We start from the raw sequence: 15,829 nt of genomic DNA on the forward strand, positions 1-15,829 counted from the left end.
ATAGAGATGCAAGACCATTATACACCAACAGGCAAGCACTTGACAATAGCTGATCGCCGCTTGATTGAACGCTGGAAGCAAGAAGGGAAATCTAATCGTGAGATTGCAGGTCTCTTAGGCAAAGCTCCTCAAACGATAAACAACGAGATGAAACGTGGACTGGTCCTCCAACAGGTGCGTAAGGGGAAGTTTGAGAAGCTTTATAGGGCGGATAGAGCTCAGGAAGTGTATGAGATTAATCGAAAAAATAGCCGTAAAGCTGTTAGTCTCACGAAGAAAGTCAAGGAAACCATTGTCCACTACATCAAGCTGAAGTGGTCACCTGAGATGATTTCAAAACGTAAAGTCAACGTCCCACAATCCACCATATACTACTGGATGGACAAGGGGTACCTGGGGCTGACTAAGGCAGATAGGCTGTATCCAAGAAAAGGCAAATCCCCTAAGAAAACAGCCAGTCCTAATTTCATGCCTGTTGGAAAGTCGATTGAGGAGCGGCCTGAAGCGATCACTCAACGACTGGAGGCTGGGCATTATGAGATTGATACGGTTGTTCAGACACGGGCTAAAGCGCCTTGCTTTCTGACATTAACAGATCGAAAAACCAGGTATGAAATCATTCGTTACTTGCCCAGTAAGACAGCACAAGCCGTTAACGAAGCCTTGTCGAGCATTTTACAGGAATATCAGATCACGTCAATCACAGCTGATAATGGGGCAGAATTTGCTAGACTAAGCGAGATTTTTAGTGAAGAGAAGATCTACTATGCTCACCCTTATTGCTCTTGGGAAAGAGGCTCTAATGAGAATCACAACCGTCTTATTCGACGTTTCCTACCCAAGGGAAAAACAAGAGCGACCAGAAAACTGGCCACTCAGATTGAATGGTGGATAAACAATTATCCCAAACGAATATTAAACTACAAGACACCTAGAGAAATTGTATTCAGTGGCTAACTTCAACTTGAAATTTAGCGGAGCACTGGGAATTTTATCTATCTCCATATTTGCTTGGCTGGCCGGCACATCAGCTACTGCAGCTTCTGTTCCGGCAGCGATGGCAGTTTCATAATACCATTCTTTGAATTCAATCTCTTGGAGATAGTGGTTCAGCTTTGTGATTTGATCAAGAATTTGTGCTTTTTGTTCTGTAATCAGTGCATGGCGTTCAGCTAATGTCCCATCGCCTTCTTGAGCCAAATCAACATATTGTTTTATTTTTTTGATGGGCATTCCTGTATTTTTTAGGCAATTCAGGACACGCAGCCATTTGAAATCTTCATCTTCAAAAATACGTTTCCCATTTTTCCGGCCGATCATCGGAAGTAATCCCTGCTGGTCATAATAGCGCAAAGCAGATGGAGTGACTCCCATAATTTCAGCAACTTCTTTTATTGTATAAGACATAAGCACCTCACAATTTTATGTAAATCATATCTATATTAACACTTAAAATAGTGTTTAAGTCAAGCATTATTTTTTTATCTTGAAACGCCTTTTATTTACAGCTTATCGCTGAAAATAAAAGGCTTTATAAATTATTTAAATAGCACAAGAAAAGTCTTAACAGGCAGTTGCACCTCCTTCTATTGAGCAAGACTTTTACTTTGTTTACTGCACTAGATCAAGCTCAACAGACCTACTTCATTCAAGCTATCAACAATGTGCTGTCACGGGTCATCAAAAAACATAGCTTAAGGAAATCGGACCTCATGCGTACCTGAGAGCTGATCCAGTCAATACAGCAAAAAGGCTAGGTCATGTCAGCAGTCAATTGACTTTAAATACTTGCAATCATTCAACAACTAACGAAGAGGATAAGTCAATCTAACAATTATCGGACTATCTCAAAGTAAAATAAGAGCCAAAAAAAATGATGCAGAAGCACTTCCAAAGCGGTATTAAAAGAAAAAATCATCAAAAAAGCACCTTGCAAGAGACTTGCAAAATGCTTGTAAGCGTTGATGTAAAGCAATTTTTAACGTTTTGAGAACTGGCTAGCTTTACGCGCTTTCTTAAGACCTGGTTTTGGGTGATAGAAGTAAAATATCTGCAAAAGGCTATTAAATCAAGCTTTCAATACTCATTTTCATCTCAAATAGACACTTATAACTCAATCTTACAAACAATGGATTACCATTAGATTACCAAAAATCTGTTTTCGGAGCTTATGTAGTTGAGGAATGTCCGTTACTGTATTCTACTGTATTCTACTGTATTCTACTGTATTCTACTGTATTCTACTGTATTCTACTGTATTCTACTGTATTCTACTGTATTCTACTGTATTCTACTGTATTCTTATTACTAATAGTACCCTGACTGCAATCACTTATCAACTAAAAGATAATATTGGTTGCGGTCATTTTTGCTTGAACCAAACCAAGTGATGATTTCTAAATCACGAAGATGATGCAACATTTTAACGACAAACGAGCGACTTCTTCCTGTTAGTTCAATGGCTTTTGCTGTTGTCATTTTCTCACCTGAATTATACATGAAATGAACCAGCAATTGCTCGTCTGCATTGAGGTCTCCAAAATCAGTAAACTGTTTTTCTAAACTGTCTCTGGTTCGCAGGTGTCGGCTGACAATATTATTTTCAAGCGTCAGAACAACCTTGTTTCCAGGTTCAGAGTATTTTGGCTCATGGAGGAAGGCTGATTCCATCTCTGAGTAAATCCGTTTAACACCTTCATTCATCTCACGGACCCATCCAAACTCCGTCAGGGTTCTGGCAATCCGAGGATTTCTTGAAAACCGTTCATGCTTAATATTATCAACAGTGACGATATTTGGTAGCTTTCCTGGGCTATGAATTTCCAAGCGGTCATCAAACATAAGCACACGAATATGGTCGCCATAGACAGAGTAATCACGGTGAGTAACAGCATTGACAACACCTTCAAACCAGGCAAATTCTGGATATTCAGGCAAAATTTGAAATTGCCCATTGTCATCCAGATATTGGAACTCACGCAGCTGGGTACGAATAAAGTCACGAGCCTTGATAATCAGGCTTGGTAGAGCATCATCAAAGGTCACTTCCTTAATGACGTTGAAACTGCTACCTGTCCCCATATCCGTACCATCAAACCGCTGGAAACGAACACGAGCTTGAGGGAAGAAGGCTGATGGATACTTCCCAAAAAGTAATATCGCTGCCTTGGTCAATTTTCCATGGACCAAAAAACGCCGAGCTTTGAGAATTTCTTCCGTAGAACGGTCTGAAATATCAAATCGATTCTTGAAATCCTGCACCAGACTACCATCAATGTCTTCCAAGGTCGCGTCAGCCACAACCTCATCCTCAAAGAAACGCTGTCCCTTATCATAGCTGAGTTGAGTTCGTTGTTCATAACTGAGCTTAACGATCTCATCACCCTGACGCAGGTAAACCTCATCATTAGGCGCAGCAATCACTCGGTTTGAAGACAATTCAACTGAGATGACCAAAATCACATCGTCTTCACCCTTGTGATTAACCACAGGAATTTCTTCAAATGACAAATCCAGAGGTGTCTCACGCATTTCACGGTCAATCTTTTTAAACTCATCAATGGGATAGGCTCTGCCATCTTTGAAGCCAGTAATGATGTTATTTTGCTTGTCGTCCTCAATACCGATTACCAGCTGGCCACCATCTGCATTAGCAAAGGCAATCAGGTGTTTAAGAAGTTCAGACGGCTTTTTGCGTGCAGATTTCCTGTCCAAGTATTGAGTTTCTGGTGAGAATTGGTAGTGGGATAGGGTTTGATTCATATCATTCTCCTGAGTGTTATAGCTCTATTATAACATAACCAAATCAGTTTTTTGTCACTATGGAGCAACTGCCTGATTTATCATGATTACACTCTAATTACGCCTAAACAATTAAATCAAGTAGCATCTAAATACTGTTACAACCCAGCCCTCTGTAAGCCATAATAAAATCAGCAATCTTCGATTTTAGATATGGACCACCTAAACAGACTAGAACAGAACTATTTTTAGATAATAGTGTGTAACAAAAGTACAACCTAGTCCTCGTCACCTTGCAAAATCTATTGAAAATTTATCGGTTATAATAATCTCAAATGGATTACTTTTTCCATAACAGACTCCATTCTTGACTAAATACGCTTCAACATAATGTCTTCCAGTGTAAAGTGTACTTTCTTTTCTAACTCTTCTACCTTCGACTAACTCCGAACCGTAAAAATCACCTCGTAAGGAATTTGCCAATTCAGCTTCTCTACCAGTATTTGTTACCTGCCACCAAATGTCATAATCTTGTAAACCACTAGCTTGTACTTCAAATTTAAGACTACCGTGCTTATTCAATATTGTTCCGCTTTTAATATCCTTCCACCTGAATCCTTTATGCAGATAACTTGCCTTTATTGATACATCTTTTATCAACAGTTCTCTCCATTTTGAATTTTGATGGTGACTGATGGAGTTGACATTAACAACTGGAAATTGATCCCCAATTTTCTTAAATAAGCTTTTCCTTATACAGTTAATTTTGTCTAAATAAGATAAATTATTATTTCCAACATTGAAATCTAGTTTAAGTTGTTCCAACCACTTTTCAAATGCTTCAAAGTAACTACTATCTTTATCCCATTTATTAGATAGGACTTCTGCTTTGTTTACAGGGTTATATACACAAGGTTTTCCGTCTCTAAATTCAATACTATCCTTTAAGTGTTCTATAATATAGTTAATAATATCCATAAAATCACTATGGCTTGTACTAGCAGACTGATATTGCTTTGCTGCTAATGTTGTAATGATAATAGAGCTTGGTTTATGTTCAAAATCTTCTTCAAAACAAACCTCTGCATGACGTTTCAGGAGTTGGACAATCCTTTGCAAAGGAGTTCTTACTTTATATTCAGGAACCTTTTCAATAGATGCATGAAATCTTTTAGCAACTTCTGTTTGATAAATAGAGAACCTTGAAATATCTCGAAACCACGTGGCATATCCTTTTGGATTGCTTGTCTCCCAATTAGAAATTATTTCAAAATAAGCATCATGAGTTTTATCCGTAATTGCTATAAATCCATCATCCTTTTCGTTTAGAGGAACTGATGGTAGTATGTCTATATGAAAGTTGCTTTCATCAACATATTTTAATGTCCAACAACGTTTGCTTTCCTCCGGATCATTAGACATGGACTGAGCTTTAGCATAACTCTTTACAACTTCACCCAAGTCATATTTTAAAGAAAATTGTGATTGATTTTCTCTTCTTAATGCTGTGAAATTGCAAACTATATCTATATCATAACCACCATCATCTGTCAGAGGTCTAACTGCTGTTCCTAGCTTAAACGATCCTTGCAAATATATATCTGGTCTATTTGAATTAAGTTCCGAATTTTTGATATAGTTAGCGATAGAATTATATCTCTTAGTTGCTTGCTCATACTTGGAGTCAGGAACATCTAATTCTTGAATTAGATCTTGAATCTCGTTGTTGATAATAATATCTTTCAAATACTCTTCCTTTCTAAATTATATATTTTGAGGTTGCAGAAATCCTTTTAGAGAGCCCGTCTTTAGTGAAACAATTTTTTTCTATATCCGCAGCCTCTATAATAAAATAGTCATCACTCTCCAATACCTTTTCCAGTATTTCTTTAGGTATGTCTGCTTCAAAGATTTCAAATATCTTTAATTCATCCATTTGAAAGTGAGTTGAAAACATAATCGGTTCCTTAATAGTTTTTAAGTACTCAACTTGTGTCTCTTTTACTAGGTGCTCTATAGAAATTCCAGCAGGTTCTAATTCTTCAATAAGCTCTCTAATTACAGTTACTTCCCTATTTTTCCTCGAATCAAACCAATCAAGAAACTTTACAAGGTGCTTACCTTTTGTTATCAGTCTTAAATCTTCACCTTCGTAGAATCGAGTTTCAGATTCATCTTTCAACTCTAATTCTTCTTTTAGTCTTTTGAAGGAGTCGTGATATTTATAGACACCTCCTATAGGTTGATATTGATCTATTCGTTTCCCTTTTATCAACAAATATCGATTATTATGCTTAATTTGAAATAGATAAGCACAACTCAGTCTTATATTTTTATTCCACCGCAAAAGAGACTGATACAATATTTTTATTCTACGTTTATTATGAAATATTGTTGAGGCAAGAAAACTAATAATAGCAACAATTAGATTGACAATTATGTTCTGTATTATCTCCAAATCCTACTCCTCCACTTCAAACTTAGGCAGACTATTAATTAAATCTACTGTCTGCATTGATACATTGATAATTCTAAGCAATAGATTAAAGATATACTTTTCATCTGTGCTGTAATCGTTAGGGTCATCAGTAATCCCAGACTTCTTATCCGTTTTAACTTGGTACTGGTCCATAATCCACTCAATCGCCGAGCGACCGTTGACCATGTACTCATAGGCTTTTTCAGGAATATTTCTGATGGTAATATCGTTATTATAGACAATAGCAGAACGGTCACCTTTTTTAATAAACTTCATCTTCGTAACCCTGTAAGAAGGCTGACCTGATAGCTGAATCTCCACATCATCATAGACAGGCACCTCTTCATAGTTGAGGTGTAAGTCCATCAAAGCTTTACCGACCTCAACATACTTATCTTTCTGATTAACAATCGGAATCCGAGCCAAGTCTTTCTTCAAGTCATTGGCATACTTTTCTTGATATTCACGAGAATTAAGCAGACCATAAACATAGGCAAAAGTGTCATCCAAACTTAAACCCAACTTGTCAGCAAATGCTTGGTTCATGTTGCTATTAGTTTGGAACAGTTGAGTTTCACCGTTTTCATTATCATAGCGCATGAAGCCTTGACCAGTGTCCATCGTATGCTGATTCGGCATTATATTGCTCACAAGAACGGAAAAATCTCTCGAAACCCCACGTCCTGTTGTATTGAGGACAAGATTATCTTGACCGAATTTATTGTAGTAGAGACGAGCTTCTTCATTAAGTGCCTTATCATGATAGACCTATTTTTTAGTAAATGGTCTATAAAGGCTAAGTTTTAAATGACTTTGATGGTATTCTAGTTCAATATCATTTACAGCAAATCTTTCAAGCTTACGTGACCAGTTGATATAATCAGACTTTCTATTCAGCAAATCTTTTCGTTCACCTGCAGGAATTGTTTTCAAACGTGTAAGTTCACTATTATAATTTTGAATTAATCTTTCAGTATTTTTAGCTACTTTTAACTTTGAATACCCATATACCCAAGTGTCACGACTTGTTAAAATACCCATGGAATTGTTTAAAAACACTGAATCTTGCTCCCCAGCCATAACAGTATATTTTTGGTAATTCGGATCTCTTTGATTGAGCCAGTCATTATTGTCATCAGGTATAATCTCTTGCCATTCAATAGCTGAAGTGTCACCGAAGTCAGATATGATATTTAGCTTTTCTTTTTGTGACAGGTAATCACCAATATCGTGATAATGCAGGACATGGTCATCTGAACCATCTTTAACTAGAATAGAGATTGCAACTGTTGTTCTTGTACCTCCGCCAAAGACATTTCCCCCTTCTTTTTTACGAAGTTCCCCAAGTCCAAGGGCATTCCCACGCATATTGAAAATATAAAGGTGATTAAAATCCTCATAAAGTCCTGCACGCAAACCATCTGTAGAATTTGAATTTAGAAAGCCGCCATTGGTTACAAAACCAATGATACCATTATCCTTGAGACGGTCAGACGCCCAACGGAAGGCTTTGACATAAGAATCATACAGTCCACGTGTTAATCCAGCATTCGACTTAGCCACATAGGTATCTGCCAATCGTTTATCTAATTTTGGATAAGAGATATTTTGGTTATTGTCATTCTGACTGTCTTGTCCGATAGAGTACGGTGGATTACCAATAATGGCTGTAATCGGCTTTTCTTGCTGACGTTTAAGGCGTTGGTCATTGGTGCCAAAGAAGGAATCATCCAGCGTATCTTCGGTTTCTGTCGATTCAAAAGTATCTGTTAAAACAATGCCTTCAAATGGAAGATAATCTTCTTCTCCGTTAATGTCATCAAAGACCGATTCAATATTGATGGCAGCGATATAATAGCTGAGCAGGACGATTTCATTGGCATGGAGTTCTTGCGTGTACTTTCTCACCAAGTCAGCGTAGCTGATTTCCCCCTTATCCATGAGTGTTTTGAGATAGTGGAGGGTTCTGGTGATAAAGGTACCTGTCCCCGTAAAGGGGTCAAGGATATGAACATTCTCGCTGGCTAAGGTCTTACCAAAGTGTTTTCTCAAAACGACATCAACAGATTTGACGATAAAATCTACAACTTCAACAGGGGTAAAGACAATCCCTAGACGCTCCGTGGTAGATTTAAAACCAGTTGAGAAGAACTTGTCATAAAGGGTGATGATGATTTTCTGCTTAGCGTCAGCATTATCAATTCCTTCTGCACGTAAACGGACGGATTCATAGAAGGGTTGGAGTTCTTTTTGTTCTTTTTCAAAGCCATATTGAGACAGTTCTGTCACAATTTGTTCCATGGCAGAGCTGACAGGATTGTTTTTGATAAAACCATACTCACCAAAAAGCGCATCAAAAATAGGCAAGGTAATCAGGTGCTGTGCCAACATTTCAATGGCTTGCTTTTGGTCAATGGATTCATTGATATTGTGTTGTAAACTAGACAAGAACCGTTCAAAGGCTCTTTGACTGTCAGCATTATTTTCCAGTATAATGTTAATCCCTTGAATATGACGTCGTGCAATATCTGCCACATCTTTTGACCAATCTTCCAGATAGCGCCTATCACCCACTTTTTGGACAATCTTCCCATAGATTGCCCCTTCGACAGCTTCCCATTCTAGCTCCAGTTCCGTCTGGTAGCCTACTGTTGGTTCCTCAACAAAACCACCACTAAAATTAGGGTCATCTGGAGCTCCGCCAACACCAATTACTTGAATGTTTTTTGGTTTCTTCCTATTTAACTCTAATTTATTGATTGTCGCCTCAAAACGTTCATCAACCGAACGCAGAGCGTTCAAAACCTGCCAAACCACATCATAAGATTTGTTGTTATCCAAAATTGTTTCAGGGGTTTCACCAGCAGGAATAACAATCGGAAGAATGATGTAGCCGTAATCTTTCCCTTCAAACTTACGGATAATTCGACCAACCGCTTGGACGATATCGACTTGCGATTTACGAGGAGAAAGGAAGATGATGGCGTCCAAGTTTGGCACGTCAATCCCTTCTGTCAAGAATCGGACATTGGATAAAATTCGAGCTGAATCTTCAGGAATATCATCGCTAGCAAGCCAGTCCAACGCCTCGTTCTTCTCCAAGGCGTTCATATTACTGTCAACATGTCGGACATTAACAGAATAGCCATCCTCTGAGTTAAGGTAATCATTAACGACATTTTCAAATTGGGCTGAAAGACGTTTGCTATCTGCAATCGTTCTTGAAAATGCAATGGCCCGTTTCATCGGCTCACCAGATACCTTATCTGTAAAACTCTCACGTTTTACCATCGCATTCCAAACACCGATGATACGACCGACATCATCAATGTTCAGTCCATTTTCAGGGTCTGACAGAGATCTCTGCATGTCTTTTTGAACAACAGTTTCATCAACTGCCAAAACCATGAGCTTATAGTCGGTCAAAATATCATGACTAATCGCATCGCCAAAACCAAGACGATAGAAAACTTTACCATAAAGTGACTCGTCGTCCATACTTGAGATGACAATCGAATTATCCTCTGCTTTTTTCTTAGCATCCGTGCCATAAAGTTTCGGTGTTGCCGTTTGATAAAGACGTTTCATGCCTTTAACATTTACATCGCTATGAACTTTGGTAAATACAGATGCCTCTTCACCAAAAGATTTTGCACCAGTTGTTCGATGAGCCTCATCTGCAATAATCAAATCAAAATCTGGGAAACCATTCTTCTGAGCTTTCCCTAGAACATCAATGGATTGATAAGTTCCAAAAACGACAAGTAGTTCCTTTTTAGGTTGTTTCATCAATTCTTCATAGTTTTCCACTACCTTTTTAGCGGAAGTAGTAGCAGGAAAACCGATATCACTTGCCTTTATCCGAATATCTGATTCATCATTTTTTACGCTTCCACGACTAGCGTTTCTATCACTAGTAACAGCCATAGAAGACATGCTCATAACGGTATCATTATTCCAACCACGTAAAGTCTGAGTTAATAACTGAATACTTGGCACGAGATAAAGGACAACATACTGTTCTTTATAAGCCTCCTCTGCTAGAGCCTCCGCGATTTTCAAACTTGTAAATGTTTTTCCGGTACCGGGAGCCATGATGAGCTGACCACGGTCATGTTCCTTGAAATAGACCAAGGCGTTAGAGATGGCATTGTTTTGATAATAACGCGGTTGCTTTTTCGTTTTAACGCTAACAACATCAGGACGTTCAAAGGAAAACTGTGACCAATCAATACGTGAATTTCTAAGGTCAGATAGACCAATACGGATAACATCACTACGATCAGCTAAAGATTTCTCTGCATTCGCTCCCCATTTATCTGTTGATGCAACGATTATTCCTGACTCATAATAATCTTTGCCTAACTCACCAAGAAACGAATCGATATCTTTCTTCTGAATAACATGATTATAGAACTTGGCTTGAATAGCTACCAGTTCACCAGTGTATCTTTCAGCAACTAAATCCACGCCAATATCAGCTTTGGGAATGCCGTATTCAACTGGAACATCCGATAACATCCAAACATGTTTAAATTCATTTTTATATGTTGGTTCATTTTGAAAATAAGCTCGAGCTAAATATTCAAAATATGTCCCTCTATCTCTCTGTGTTGTTGCCAACTCATTAATCTGTTTAATTAGCGCTTCAAAAGTCATCGTGCTTCCCTTTCTCCCATTAAAGAGCAAGGGACTGATAGGATTAGTGTATTACAATGTAATACACTAAGGGTACCCTTAGCTCATATTTCCATCTCCATTATATCATGTTCTATCTTTTTAATCTCGCACAACTCAATTAGTTTAAGGGGTTTGGGGCTTTGCCCCAAGTACTAAATCCACCACCTAAAGGAGCTGTCTGCTCACTCTGGGTGGTGGATTTTTTGCGATAGTGTGTATACACTATCTGAGCTCGCAAAGACCTAAACTCAAGTTTCTCAGTCCTTTCTCATTGTCCCGGGGTAAATACGGGGGTGACATTGCTAGGCAACTGAATTTCCGAAGAACACAATAAAGCCGCTGGCTGCTGCCAACGGTTTTATTCACTTTTTGCGGGACTTCTTTTGGGATATGACTGAAATTTCTTTCTCCACTGCTTCCATCAATCGAGTCACCAACTGACCAAGCTCTATAAAATCCGATTGCGAAATCATTCCAACCTGAGTTGACAACTTAGCAATCGCATTGATTGAACGACCAAGCTGAATCAATTGCTCTGTCAACTGCTCATACTCAGGAAAACTGACTGTCCATGATTCTAGTTCGTTGTTAAAAAGTTTCTTTCTGGCATAGGCTGAAAAGTTTGTCTCCCCTTCCTCCGACATCAAAGCTAGCAATCTCGCATTTTCTTCCTGAGTCAGAAAGACTTGCTTCACAACATTCTTGATTCTCTTCTTCCTCAATCCACTTTTGATAGCAACCTCTTCCTCTTCTGTTTATGGTGTTTGAGTAACACTTTTTCATACTTTCCAATCATTTGAACACTATATCCCATAGCTCGCATGGCTTGACTATCCTGAGATTGTTCTGCAATCCTTACCAACTGATTCAAATTATTCTCAATTCTCCTCAAGGAAAATATCAATGATTCAAAAGCTGTTTCATCAAATGTCACAACAATTGGCTTTTTCTTGAATAACATTTTCCTAGCATAGCTGGAAAAATTTCTTAATTCTGTATAGCTGATAAGATAATCTAAGGCTTGATTCTGTGATTCAGTAATGTAGAATTTTTTCAGGACTGTTCGATAACGGTCAACCATGCTGCACCTTCTTTCTATAAAATTCCGCCTGAACAACATCATGCTTTCGTAAACGTTCCACCAGGGCTTGATAGTCATGTAGCAAACCTAATTCCAAATCTGGAAAATCATTTTCCTTGGTTTCGATAATAACTTCCAACTGACTAACAATTTCTCTGATTGAAAAACTGTAATCCATCGTCTCAGCTTCGTAGTTTTGCTTTAACTCTTGATAGCGTTCAAATTCATCTTGCGACTTAAAACCAGCCACCAGCATGTTCTCAAGTTGATAATAATTTGTCATTTCTTCTTACCTCTATTTCTTTTGATACTTTCTTCTAGCATTTTCATGGGCAATGGCTTTCGCTTCTAACAACCTCTCCTCCTTTAACCGTTCCATGGAACTGATTAGATAAGCTAGGGGAGATTCTACATCTTCTGGAATCCTATCAATCATAGCCAAAACCTCATCACTTGTCATGTAGCCATCACTCAAAAATTGACCAATCAGCATCTTTTGTTGATGGGTCAGACTATAATTGTAAGGATAAATAAACTTTTCGTTGTACTTGTCTGCAATGATTTGTAGCAAAGAATAATATTCAGGTTTGATATAAGGTTGAGTCTCTCTAGAACTATTATCCAGTATAGTCTTATTCTCTTTCTTATTCTTGTTTTTAATCTGTTGCGTTACTTGACCGTTACCATCCGTTACAGGTAACGCTTCAGTAACGTTACACTCTAGTTTTAACTGCTCTTGACCAGCCACCAAAGCTTTTTGCTTTTGACGGTAGCGAGCCACTCTTTCTCTAGTCTGCTGGCGAATTTTCTCTAAACCATCAATGTTCTGATGCTTTTCCCAATTTGGAATGGTGACAGCACCATCTACAAATGCTATCATGCTAAACTGTTCAAAGGTCTTTAAGGCTAACTTGACCGTTGTAGCTTTTCGCCTGAAAACCGTCGTCAACATTTCTTCAGTGTAAAAGATTTTATCGCCTAGAGCTAATACGCCACTGTAATTCTGTTTACCTGCTAAAACCAACAACTTGAACCAAATAACAATCAGGGTATCTCCTTCTGGCATTGATTCAATCAACTGAATCTTTTCATCATCAAAAATATCCGTTGTAATCTTAATCCACCGAACATCACTCATAAATGTTCCTCTTTATCTTTCATATTGCTTCAACCAGCGTGTCATAGCCCGCTTATCGTAGAGAGTTGCACCATCTATCACCATAGTTGGCATGCCCTCACGTGTCCATTTTTGCAAAGTGGTTGTGGAAACATCTAACCATCTTGCCAAAGCAGCCATACGCACCATCAGTTTATAGAGCTCTTTATCCTCTAAAGCTCGCTCCACTGCTGTTGCAATCATCTCATCATAGTGAGCTCGTAATTGCTTTTCTAGTGTTTTGGGAAGTTGGACAACCAAAGTTGTTTCTTCTGACATATCGTTACCTCATTTCTATTTCTCAATTAAATAAACTCCGAAATTTGTATATTTTTTTATACATCTTAAATTATATATACTTTTTGTGTTTTTGTCAACTAAAATTATACTTTTTGTATTGAATGTGTTACAATATCTAACAGGAGGTTACCCATGACCAATAATATCGCCAAACTTATCGAAGAAAGTGGCAAAAAAATAAAAATTATTAGTGAAGCACTCGATATATCTTATCCCACATTATCTAGCTACAATCAAGGTATACGGAAACCCAAAAAAGAAAATGCCCAAAAGCTTGCAGACTACTTTGGTGTTTCAGTAGCCTATATTTTAGGTCTAGATGATAATAAAAATGCACCATCTAATTTGAAAATCGTCGCAGATAGTTTTAAAACATCAGAAATCACCTCTGTAACGCCCTTTAAGAGCGATATGGATAGACTTAAGAAAAGTATCGAGCTTGGAGAAATTCATCTGTCTATGCCCCTAAATGAGACGTTCTCAGATGAATTTAGACGTGTCTTATCAGGTTACTTGGTTGATTATGAAGAGACATTTATCAAACATTTAATCAAGCACATGAACAGCCAAAATCGTGAATCAGATCTTTGGAAGACCTGGACTCAGACAGAAGAGTATCAAATTAGACGAACAGATCGCGAAAAAAAATAAGCTAACATTTCTCAATTACATAAGCTCCGAAAACTTGAATAAATACGGAGGAATGTTATGTCAATTCATAAATACCAATCACTTAAAGGAACAACCTATTTTGTCAAAATTTACCTTGGTCTAAACGACTACGGTAAGAAAAAATATTACACCAAGAGAGGATTCAAAACTCGCAAGGCTGCAAAAGCACATGAAGCGGCTATTACTCACCAGCTGAATTCTGGAGTTTTTGTTCAACTTTCAAGACAGGCCTCATTTACCTACAAAGAGTTGTATCAAAAGTGGTACGAAGCTTATAAAGATACTGTGGAAGCAACCACAGCTGCGAAAACTGCTGACTTATATCGCCTTCATATTCTACCAATCTTTGGGGAGAAAAAGATTTCAAAAATTAGTCCATTGGATTGCCAAACCTTTATTACAGATAAGGCCAAGTCATTCAAGAATATGAAACAAATCAAGTCATATACCTCAAAAATCTTTGAATTTGCTATCAACATGAATTACATTGAACGTAATCCAATGAGCAAGGTGATTATGCCTAGAATCAAAAAAACTGCCAGTGAAAATTACTGGTCAGTTAGTGAGTTGCAGCAGTTTTTGCAAATCATTTTAGAAAATGAACCTTATAAACACTATGCCTTGTTCAGACTATTAGCTTATAGTGGTTTACGAAAAGGTGAACTATATGCTCTTAGGTGGTCAGACTTTAATCCAGATACCCAATTACTAACTATCAATAAAAGCTTGGGTAGGATAGATGGTCATGCCGTTGAAAAAGACACGAAGAACTCATTTTCTGTGCGTTCAATCTACCTTGACGATGAGACTTGTACCATACTCCATAAGTGGAAACAAGAATCTATCCAAGAGAAAGGCCAGCTACATATCGCACCTCTCTCCATAGAAGATAATTTTATGTTCACTTACTGCACAAGAACAGGTGATATTGAACCTCTTCATGCTGACTACATCAACAACATTCTCAAACGAATTATTCGCCAGTATAAGCTAAAGAAAGTCAGTCCACATGGATTTAGACACACCCATGCTACCTTAATGATTGAAATGGGAGTAGATCCTGTGAATGCTGCCAAACGGTTAGGACATGCAAGTAGTCAAATGACTCTGGACACCTATAGCCATGCCACAAAAGCTGGTGAAAAACAATCCATTACAACATTCGCTGAATACCTCAATAAAGCTAAATAACCTTAGCTTTCTTTTTCCACCAAAATTTAACCAGTTCTTAAGAGATTACCAAGCCCACTTTTCCACAAAAAAAGACACCTTGCAAACCTGTTGCAAAGTGCCTTGAAACGTTGATATATCGCAGATAATTAACGTTTTGAGAATTGTGAAGCCTTACGCGCTTTCTTAAGACCTGGTTTTTTCCGTTCAACCATACGGGCGTCACGGGTAAGGAGGCCTGCGCGTTTAAGCGAGTCACGGAAGTCAGGGTCAACTTGGAGAAGCGCACGGGCAATACCGTGGCGAATGGCTCCTGATTGTCCGGCATAACCGCCGCCGACAACATTGACAAAAACATCATAAGAACCTGCTGTAGACGTTACAGCAAACGGTTGGTTGATGATCAGACGTAAATCAGCGTGGGGAATGTATTCTTCAACGTCTTTTTTATTTACTGTAATTTTTCCAGTTCCTGGAACTAAGCGAACGCGGGCTACCGCATTTTTACGGCGTCCAGTACCTGTATATTGTGCTTGTGCCATCTAGTTAG

General features: G+C 38.2%; 13 protein-coding genes and 2 pseudogenes. 4 read left to right on the forward strand and 11 right to left on the reverse strand.

Annotated elements, in window-relative coordinates; genetic code table 11:
* Window positions 1-6: 6 nt before the first annotated feature.
* Window positions 7-957 carry an IS30 family transposase gene (locus DDV21_RS10665; protein ID WP_116879182.1) on the forward strand — a complete coding sequence of 317 codons (951 nt, stop codon included), beginning with the start codon at window positions 7-9 and terminating at the stop codon, window positions 955-957.
* On the opposite strand, the gene DDV21_RS10670 is transcribed toward DDV21_RS10665, so the two are convergent.
* Complete coding sequence (locus tag DDV21_RS10670) at window positions 916-1,407, reverse strand: MerR family transcriptional regulator (protein ID WP_116878898.1); 492 nt, start codon at window positions 1,405-1,407, stop codon at window positions 916-918. The genes DDV21_RS10665 and DDV21_RS10670 overlap by 42 nt on opposite strands.
* A 163-nt stretch (window positions 1,408-1,570) precedes the next feature.
* On the opposite strand from DDV21_RS10670, the pseudogene DDV21_RS12030 reads away from it, so the two are divergent.
* Window positions 1,571-1,831 (forward strand): annotated as a pseudogene (locus tag DDV21_RS12030) (site-specific integrase); the annotation flags it as partial.
* 497 nt (window positions 1,832-2,328) lie between these two features.
* Here the strand turns inward: DDV21_RS12030 and DDV21_RS10680 are convergent.
* The 9 genes and pseudogenes from DDV21_RS10680 to DDV21_RS10720 form a co-directional block, all read right to left on the reverse strand.
* Window positions 2,329-3,762, reverse strand: coding sequence for an ATP-binding protein (locus DDV21_RS10680; RefSeq protein ID WP_116878899.1), 1,434 nt, complete (start codon window positions 3,760-3,762; stop codon window positions 2,329-2,331).
* 267 nt (window positions 3,763-4,029) lie between these two features.
* Entirely contained in the window at window positions 4,030-5,487 is a 1,458-nt protein-coding gene (locus DDV21_RS10685; protein ID WP_116878900.1) for a nucleotidyltransferase, read from the reverse strand.
* 13 nt (window positions 5,488-5,500) lie between these two features.
* Window positions 5,501-6,199 (reverse strand): SMODS-associated NUDIX domain-containing protein, encoded by a 699-nt coding sequence (locus DDV21_RS10690; protein WP_116878901.1) that lies wholly within the window; start codon window positions 6,197-6,199, stop codon window positions 5,501-5,503.
* 3 nt (window positions 6,200-6,202) lie between these two features.
* A pseudogene (locus tag DDV21_RS10695) lies at window positions 6,203-10,879 on the reverse strand (DEAD/DEAH box helicase).
* A 383-nt stretch (window positions 10,880-11,262) separates the two neighbouring features.
* Window positions 11,263-11,622 (reverse strand): transposase, encoded by a 360-nt coding sequence (locus DDV21_RS10700; protein ID WP_116878902.1) that lies wholly within the window; start codon window positions 11,620-11,622, stop codon window positions 11,263-11,265.
* A complete protein-coding gene (locus DDV21_RS10705) occupies window positions 11,619-11,981 on the reverse strand; it encodes a plasmid mobilization protein (protein ID WP_116878903.1) in 363 nt (120 codons plus the stop codon). Before DDV21_RS10705 ends, DDV21_RS10700 begins: the two co-directional genes overlap by 4 nt.
* On the reverse strand, window positions 11,974-12,264 hold the full coding sequence (locus DDV21_RS10710) for a DUF5962 family protein (protein WP_116878904.1): 291 nt from the start codon (window positions 12,262-12,264) through the stop codon (window positions 11,974-11,976). The genes DDV21_RS10705 and DDV21_RS10710 overlap by 8 nt, the downstream gene beginning before the upstream one ends.
* Before the next feature lie 12 nt (window positions 12,265-12,276).
* Window positions 12,277-13,119, reverse strand: a complete 843-nt coding sequence (locus tag DDV21_RS10715) for a phage replisome organizer N-terminal domain-containing protein (protein ID WP_116878905.1) — start codon at window positions 13,117-13,119, stop codon at window positions 12,277-12,279.
* A 12-nt stretch (window positions 13,120-13,131) separates the two neighbouring features.
* Complete coding sequence (locus DDV21_RS10720; RefSeq protein WP_116878906.1) at window positions 13,132-13,416, reverse strand: DNA-binding protein; 285 nt, start codon at window positions 13,414-13,416, stop codon at window positions 13,132-13,134.
* Window positions 13,417-13,569: 153 nt separating this feature from the next.
* Here DDV21_RS10720 and DDV21_RS10725 point away from each other — a divergent pair, with 153 nt between their 5' ends.
* Together DDV21_RS10725 and DDV21_RS10730 are read left to right on the forward strand one after the other, a co-directional pair.
* Entirely contained in the window at window positions 13,570-14,088 is a 519-nt protein-coding gene (locus tag DDV21_RS10725) for a helix-turn-helix domain-containing protein (RefSeq protein WP_116878907.1), read from the forward strand.
* Between the two features lie 57 nt (window positions 14,089-14,145).
* The gene (locus DDV21_RS10730) at window positions 14,146-15,300 is read left to right on the forward strand and encodes a site-specific integrase (protein ID WP_116878908.1); all 1,155 of its coding nucleotides are present in this window, start codon (window positions 14,146-14,148) and stop codon (window positions 15,298-15,300) included.
* Between the two features lie 128 nt (window positions 15,301-15,428).
* Here DDV21_RS10730 and rpsI read toward each other — a convergent pair whose 3' ends face one another.
* Window positions 15,429-15,821, reverse strand: coding sequence for a 30S ribosomal protein S9 (gene rpsI / locus DDV21_RS10735; RefSeq protein ID WP_116878909.1), 393 nt, complete (start codon window positions 15,819-15,821; stop codon window positions 15,429-15,431).
* Window positions 15,822-15,829: the final 8 nt, after the last annotated feature.

This window comes from Streptococcus chenjunshii (genome assembly GCF_003086355.1).
Lineage (GTDB): Bacteria > Bacillota > Bacilli > Lactobacillales > Streptococcaceae > Streptococcus > Streptococcus chenjunshii.

Excerpts from the sequence above, each read along its gene's own strand:
- DDV21_RS10665 (WP_116879182.1), top strand. The coding sequence starts at position 7 with ATGCAAGACCATTATACACCAACAGGCAAGCACTTGACAATAGCTGAT.
- DDV21_RS10670 (WP_116878898.1), bottom strand. The coding sequence starts at position 1,407 with ATGTCTTATACAATAAAAGAAGTTGCTGAAATTATGGGAGTCACTCCA.
- DDV21_RS10680 (WP_116878899.1), bottom strand. The coding sequence starts at position 3,762 with ATGAATCAAACCCTATCCCACTACCAATTCTCACCAGAAACTCAATAC.
- DDV21_RS10705 (WP_116878903.1), bottom strand. The coding sequence starts at position 11,981 with ATGGTTGACCGTTATCGAACAGTCCTGAAAAAATTCTACATTACTGAA.
- DDV21_RS10710 (WP_116878904.1), bottom strand. The coding sequence starts at position 12,264 with ATGACAAATTATTATCAACTTGAGAACATGCTGGTGGCTGGTTTTAAG.
- DDV21_RS10715 (WP_116878905.1), bottom strand. The coding sequence starts at position 13,119 with ATGAGTGATGTTCGGTGGATTAAGATTACAACGGATATTTTTGATGAT.
- DDV21_RS10720 (WP_116878906.1), bottom strand. The coding sequence starts at position 13,416 with ATGTCAGAAGAAACAACTTTGGTTGTCCAACTTCCCAAAACACTAGAA.
- DDV21_RS10725 (WP_116878907.1), top strand. The coding sequence starts at position 13,570 with ATGACCAATAATATCGCCAAACTTATCGAAGAAAGTGGCAAAAAAATA.
- DDV21_RS10730 (WP_116878908.1), top strand. The coding sequence starts at position 14,146 with ATGTCAATTCATAAATACCAATCACTTAAAGGAACAACCTATTTTGTC.
- rpsI (WP_116878909.1), bottom strand. The coding sequence starts at position 15,821 with ATGGCACAAGCACAATATACAGGTACTGGACGCCGTAAAAATGCGGTA.